Genomic DNA, 6,785 nt, shown 5'->3' with positions numbered 1-6,785 from the left:
CATACCGGGCCAAGTACCGAGTTTAATCTGCTTCAACTTGTCAGCTAACTTGTAGCGATAGAACCACGTCTTTGACCCGTTCTTGTTGGCTCGTAACCGCAACCCGCTGTGAGGATGCGTATCCGCTAGCACACCTTCTTTATGGTTCTTAACCTTTAACGCTGTTAGGGGTTTAGATGATGATCTAGCCGCAACTTGTTTGCGACTTCCAGTTGGCAGCTCTAAAATATCAACAGTCACGTTAACCTCCGCTTTAGGTTGTTTGTGATTAGCAGACCCAGCGTTGCCGCGCTGGGTTTTGCATTTTGATATAGGGGCTTTACATACCCCAATGATAACAGCGTTTTGGATTCATGCTACACCATTTGCTACACTAAAATCTGAGATCCGATGATTCTGCTTGAGTCTCACCAAGACCCACTGAAAGCCGAAGTGCAGGCCATAAAAAACCATATATTGCTGTTATAAATAGAGAAAATAAAGACAAGCCTATGAAAAATAACAACGTAAAGAGCGAGTCAGTTTCTCAACACACCCCAATGATGCAGCAGTACCTGCGCATCAAGGCCCAGCACCCCAACGAGCTGGTGTTTTATCGCATGGGGGATTTTTACGAGCTGTTCTACGACGACGCAAAAAAAGCGGCGCGACTGCTGGATGTCACGCTCACCGCGCGGGGCAAATCCGCGGGCCAGCCCATCCCCATGGCCGGGGTGCCCTATCACGCCGCCGAAGGATACTTGGCGAAATTGGTGAAACTGGGCGAATCGGTCGCCATTTGCGAACAAATCGGTGATCCCGCTACCAGCAAAGGTCCGGTGGAGAGGCAGGTGGTGCGCATTGTCACCCCCGGCACCATCAGTGATGAAGCGTTGCTGGATGAACGCCGAGACAATCTGCTTGTCGCCGTAAGCTGTGGCAAAGAACAGCAATTTGGCATCGCCACCATGGATATCGGCAGCGGGCGTTTTCTGGTTCTGGAGGTGGATGGCACCGATGCCTTGCTGGGCGAACTGCAACGGCTGAATCCGGCTGAACTACTGGTCGCTGAAGATTTCCCACACCCGGAATTACTGCAACAACGCCGCGGCGTGCGCCATCGACAGCCCTGGGAGTTTGAAGCCGACACGGCTCGTCGCCAGCTGGTGGATCAATTTGGCACCAAGGACCTGGCTGCCTTTGGCTGTGATCACCTGCCACTGGCTCTGACCGCCGCCGGTTGTCTGTTGCAATATGCGCGGGAAACCCAGCGCGCCGCACTGCCCCACATTCGTAATCTCTGCCATGAGAATCGCGATGATAGTGTGATCCTCGATGCTGCCACGCGACGCAATCTGGAACTCAGCCTTAACCTCAATGGCAATACCGAAAACACCCTTCTGTCGGTGATGGATACCACGGCAACGGCCATGGGCAGCCGCCTGCTGAACCGCTGGCTCAATCGCCCCTTGCGCAACCTGGACACACTGCAGTCGCGGCAACAGGGCGTAGCAGCCCTGCGGGTGGATTACTGTTACGAATCACTGAATGAGCACCTGAAACAAGTGGGCGATATGGAACGGATTCTGGGCCGTATTGCACTGCGCTCTGCCCGCCCCCGGGATTTAACCCGTTTGCGCCAGTCCCTGGCCGCCCTGCCCGAGGTCCAGCGTATTCTGACCCGGCAGGAACCAGCCCACTTGCAGCAACTGTCAGCCCAGGCTGCAGAATTTCCCGAGTTGGTAACACTGTTGGAGCAGGCCATTGTCGACAACCCACCCGTCGTCATTCGTGATGGGGGCGTGATCGCCGAAGGCTACGACAGTGAACTGGATGAACTGCGCAGCCTTAGCAGCAATGCCGGGCAGTTTCTGGTGGACCTGGAAGAGCGGGAAAAACAGAACACCGGCATCGGTACCCTGAAAGTGGGCTACAACCGTGTACACGGCTACTACATAGAAATTTCTCGGGCACAGTCCGAGCAGGCACCGGCCCATTATATTCGCCGCCAGACACTCAAGAATGCTGAGCGCTATATCACCCCCGAACTCAAGGAGTTCGAAGACAAGACCCTCAGTGCGAAAAGCCGTGCTCTTACTCGCGAAAAAGCCCTTTACGAAGACCTGATTGAATCCCTGAACGATCACCTTATCCCCCTTCAGGAATGTGCCGCTGCCATCGCCGAGCTGGATGTTCTGGTCTGCCTGGCCGAGCGAGCTGACAACCTCAGCCTGTGTGCACCCACTCTGGAGGCTACCCCGGGTATCGAGGTCTGTGGTGGTCGCCACCCGGTAGTTGAACAGGTGCTGGACACGCCCTTTGTCGCCAACGATCTCAGCCTGAACGAACAGCGCCGCATGCTGGTCATTACCGGCCCCAACATGGGGGGTAAATCCACCTATATGCGGCAGGCTGCATTGATCGTCTTACTGGCCCATATCGGTAGCTGTGTGCCGGCCCAGAGCGCAACGATCGGACTGGTGGACCGTATCTTCACACGCATTGGTTCTTCCGATGACCTGGCGGGTGGACGCTCAACGTTCATGGTTGAAATGACGGAAACTGCCAATATTCTCCATAATGCCAGCGACTCCAGCCTGGTTTTAATGGATGAGATTGGACGTGGCACCAGCACCTTTGACGGCCTGTCCCTGGCCTGGGCCTGCGCCTTGGAGCTGGCGGAAAATGTTCGTGCATTCACGCTGTTTGCCACCCACTACTTTGAGTTGACGGCATTGCCGGATAAAACAGCGGGCGTGGCCAATGTTCACCTGGATGCCACGGAGTACAACGACGACATTGTATTTCTGCATGCTATTCAGGAAGGCCCGGCCAGTCAGAGCTATGGCATTCAGGTAGCCAAGCTAGCGGGCATACCCGCCACGGTGATTGCCTTGGCCCGTCAGGAACTGGCACGTTTGGAAGCCGGAGCCCATCCCACGGTTATCCCGGTAGCAGCAAAAAACACTGATCAACCGTTGCAACAGGAGCTGTTCAGCGATCCGATCGGCGCAGCACTCCGGGACGCGCTGAGTGCCGTCGACCCCGACGATCTCACACCAAAGCAGGCCCTGGAGCAGCTTTATGCCCTGAAGCTGTTGTGCAAGGATCAATAAAGATTCACAAAGCACCGCATAATTCCTCTCTGGTGCTTTAAAACGCGGATTTTATTTCTGTATAATGCGCCGCTGTTCCTTTATCTGCTTCACGGAGAGCACCCAATGACCTTTATCGTTGGCGAAAACTGCATCAAGTGCAAATACACTGACTGTGTGGAAGTTTGTCCGGTGGACTGCTTTTATGAAGGCCCGAATTTCCTGGTGATTCACCCGGATGAGTGTATCGACTGTGCCCTCTGTGAACCCGAGTGTCCGGCCGAAGCCATCTTCTCTGAAGACGAGCTACCCGATAACCAGCAGGTTTACCTGGAACTGAATGCGGAGCTGGCGGAAGTCTGGCCCAACATCACCGAGAAAAAAGATTCCCTCCCCGATGCCGAAGAGTGGGACGGCGTGAAAGACAAGTTGCAGTACCTGGAGCGTTAAAGCTCGGCAGGTAATCAAACAAAAAAGGCGGCCTATAGGCCGCCTTTTTTAATACCGCACGAAAATCACGGCACATCACACTCGAAACACTGTAAATACATACCGCGTGGGTCATTCAGACGTCCCAACGGATTCAGTTTGTTGCCCAGGTTATAGAGCCCCACCAACCAGCTCTGGGGCATCCAGCCCTGGGAACGCTGGACCAGCCAGCCAGCCACCTGGCCATTGGCCAGTTCCTGCAACAACTGCTCGCGAAAATCCAGGGGTTTACGGATTTCTTCAACTTCATATTGCTCCAGCCCAGCCACCCTGGCTGCCGCCTCAATCGCCGCCTGTAAATCGCCCAGTTCATCCACCAGACCCAGCTCCCTTGCTTTTTCTCCAGTCCATACACGACCCTGAGCCACTTCGTGTATGGCTTCTGGCGAGGTACCACGAGCATCAGCCACCAGAGACAGGAAGTGATCGTAAATATGATTCACCCCGGACTGAACAACCTGCTTGGCCTGATCCGACATAGGTCGATCCAGCTGGTACAGATCTGCCAGCTCTGTGGTACCGATTCCATCATTGTTGATGCCGAGCGCCGCGAGACTTTCTTCAAAGGTGGGAATCACCCCGAACACACCGATGGAGCCGGTAATGGTGGTGGGGCTCGCCCACACTTCGTTGGCCCCCATGGCAATCCAATAGCCGCCTGACGCCGCGACCGTACCCATTGACACAATCACCGGCAACCCGGCCTTTCGGGTGGCCAGCAATTCCTGGCGAATCACCTCAGAGGCAAAGGCACTGCCACCGGGACTGTCAATGCGCAAAACCAGCGCTTTAAACTGGTCATCCTTGCGCGCCTGCTGGAAGCGCTGGGCGAGGCTGTCGCCTCCCACCGTGCCCGCAGGCTGTTCCCCATCGAGAATCATGCCCTTGGCTACAATGATGCCAATCTTGTCACCCACCGGCGTAGGCTCGAGGGCTTCGGCACGGCGGGTATGGCTCAGGTATCGCTTCATGTCGATACCCTGATAATTTCCGTCCTCATCAACACCGGCCAGCAGTCGCAGCCGGTCAGCCATCTGCGGCCTGGTCGACAGTTTGTCCACCAGACCTGTCGCCACGGCCAACTCTGCGGTGTTGCCCTGGTAGGCGGCCAGCTTGGCACCCAGGTTATTGACATAATCGTTGATGGCATCGATGGGCAGGTTGCGCTGGCTTTCCACCCTGCTGGTATACACCGACCACAGGGCGTTGAGCCAGGCACTGTTGTGCTCCCTGGATGCCGGCGACATATCTGTGCGGGTAAACGGCTCAATGGCATCTTTGTAGGTGCCGACCCGAAAGACATTCACGTTAACGCGCAGTTTATCCAGCGCGTCCTTGAAATAACTGTGGTAGCTGCCAAAGCCGGTAATCAAAACCGCACCCATCGGGTTGAGATGGATTTCGTCGGCGTAGCTGGCCAGGTAATACTGTTCCTGGGTGAAATTATCACCCACCGCGATAATGGGCTTGCCGCTTTTGCGGAAATCTTTCAGAGCCAGCCCCACATCTTGCAGCTTGGTGAGCCCTCCCCCAAGCAGGTAGTCCAATTCCAGCACCAGGGAATTAATCCTCGGGTCAGTGGCGCCGCGATCAATGGCTTCCACCACGTCCTGAACCAGTGTTTCGGCATCCGCAGGGCTGCTTTGCTGCATTAACTGTGTCAGCGGATCGGTATAGGTTTTCTGCTCCACCAGAAAACCGCCCGGCGCGATTCGCAATGCCGCACTTTCGGGCAATGGCTGCACATCCTTCTGAAACATACTGATAATCAGCGCCACAACAATCAGCACGAACAGCAGGTTAAACAGCACGCGAATACCGTGGGCGAGCCGACCAATAAAGCGGAAAAAACGGCGAATCAATCCTGGTTTGTCACTCATGGGTTATCTTCCTGATAAAGCGAGTATTGTTTCCAACGACTGAACATCATGGCTGCCCCAAACAGCACCACAATAAGAACCAGTTCTACCGCATCCAGCCAGTTGGCGCTGGGTGCAAACAGGTTGGTCACTGTCACCATAAAATACATCAACGTGACAAAACACAGCATGGAGATGGTCTTGTAACGCTCCCTGCGCAATCCCGGCAGGAAAATCAGCAGCGGCACCATGGTAAACACCATCAGACTAACCGGGGTACCCGACCATATGGCATTCGCCAGTAACACCGCCATTAACAGCAGGTAACTGCCCCAGGTGAGCTTGCGGGCCACATTCAACTTTTTAGAGAGTTGTGCAATTACCTTGGTCATGGGGTCACCAGCTTTTTCGCCAGGGATGCCATGCGTTTTCCCTGGGCGATACAAAGTGCGACCTCTTCTTCTGTCAGGGGCCGACTGCCATCGCCACCAGCCTGGTGAGAGGAACCATAGGGCGTGCCGCCGGAGGCGGTGGTGTGTAATGCCTGCTCGCTGTAGGGCAGCCCGGCAATCACCATACCCTGGTGCAACAAAGGCAGCATCATGCTGATCAGGGTGGTTTCCTGCCCCCCGTGCAGCGACCCGGTGGAAGTGAACACCGAGGCAGGCTTGCCGATCAGACTGCCGTTGAGCCAGAGATCACTGGTACTGTCGATAAAATATTTCATCGGCGCAGCCATGTTGCCAAAACGGGTCGGGCTGCCAAGTACCAAGCCCGAACAATCGCGCAAATCTTCCTTGCTGCAGTAGACGGTGCCCTCAGCGGGGATCTCGGGCTCTGTTGCTTCGCAGGTTGCCGACACGGGTGGCACGGTGCGCAGCCGTCCTTCCAGCCCGCCCTGCTCAACACCGAGTGCAATCTGTTCTGCCATGGCCCGAGTATGGCCATAGCGTGAATAGTAGAGAACCAGAATATAGGGCATCACAGAATATCCAGAACCTGTTCAGGGGGGCGACCCAGTGCCGCTTTGTCGCCGTTGATAACGATCGGACGCTCGATCAACTTGGGATGCTCCACCATGGCAGTAATCAATTGCGCCTCGCTGAGGCTTGGATCGGCCAGATTGTTTTCTTTGTAGGCATCCTCACCCTTGCGCAACAGCTCGCGTGCTGAAATTCCCAGCTTGGCGAGAATATCGGCCAGGGTTTTTTCATCCGGCGGGGTCTCCAGATAGAGAATGATTTCGGGATCGATACCCTGCTCTTCCAGAAGAGCCAGAGTTTGACGGGATTTGGAACAACGGGGATTGTGATAAATGCTGATCATGATCTTTGTGTAAAATAGCCTTAATAAAAAATGCATT

7 protein-coding genes are annotated in these 6,785 nt (G+C 55.1%); 2 read left to right on the top strand and 5 right to left on the bottom strand.

Annotated features, from left to right (window positions below; genetic code table 11):
• The coding region (locus tag ACYZYZ_RS00980; protein WP_461482944.1) for an Arm DNA-binding domain-containing protein at positions 1-240 on the bottom strand (240 nt) is incomplete at its 3' end.
• 251 nt (positions 241-491) lie between these two features.
• Here ACYZYZ_RS00980 and mutS point away from each other — a divergent pair.
• Complete coding sequence (gene mutS, locus ACYZYZ_RS00975) at positions 492-3,095, top strand: DNA mismatch repair protein MutS (RefSeq protein WP_461482943.1); 2,604 nt, start codon at positions 492-494, stop codon at positions 3,093-3,095.
• Positions 3,096-3,200: 105 nt separating this feature from the next.
• Positions 3,201-3,524, top strand: coding sequence for a ferredoxin FdxA (gene fdxA, locus ACYZYZ_RS00970; RefSeq protein WP_305169450.1), 324 nt, complete (start codon positions 3,201-3,203; stop codon positions 3,522-3,524).
• A 65-nt stretch (positions 3,525-3,589) separates the two neighbouring features.
• Here fdxA and sppA read toward each other — a convergent pair whose 3' ends face one another.
• Genes sppA through arsC form a run of 4 tightly spaced genes read right to left on the bottom strand, consistent with a single transcriptional unit; the run spans position 3,590 to position 6,748 of the window.
• Entirely contained in the window at positions 3,590-5,443 is a 1,854-nt protein-coding gene (gene sppA, locus ACYZYZ_RS00965; protein WP_461482942.1) for a signal peptide peptidase SppA, read from the bottom strand.
• Positions 5,440-5,814 carry a DUF2069 domain-containing protein gene (locus ACYZYZ_RS00960; protein ID WP_461482941.1) on the bottom strand — a complete coding sequence of 125 codons (375 nt, stop codon included), beginning with the start codon at positions 5,812-5,814 and terminating at the stop codon, positions 5,440-5,442. Before ACYZYZ_RS00960 ends, sppA begins: the two co-directional genes overlap by 4 nt.
• A complete protein-coding gene (wrbA, locus tag ACYZYZ_RS00955) occupies positions 5,811-6,404 on the bottom strand; it encodes an NAD(P)H:quinone oxidoreductase (protein WP_461482945.1) in 594 nt (197 codons plus the stop codon). Before wrbA ends, ACYZYZ_RS00960 begins: the two co-directional genes overlap by 4 nt.
• Positions 6,404-6,748, bottom strand: a complete 345-nt coding sequence (gene arsC, locus ACYZYZ_RS00950) for an arsenate reductase (glutaredoxin) (protein ID WP_305169454.1) — start codon at positions 6,746-6,748, stop codon at positions 6,404-6,406. Before arsC ends, wrbA begins: the two co-directional genes overlap by 1 nt.
• Positions 6,749-6,785: the final 37 nt, after the last annotated feature.

This window comes from Porticoccus sp., assembly GCA_023261185.1.
Taxonomy (GTDB): domain Bacteria; phylum Pseudomonadota; class Gammaproteobacteria; order Pseudomonadales; family Porticoccaceae; genus Porticoccus; species Porticoccus litoralis.
This window is presented reverse-complemented; position numbering and strand designations above follow the sequence as displayed.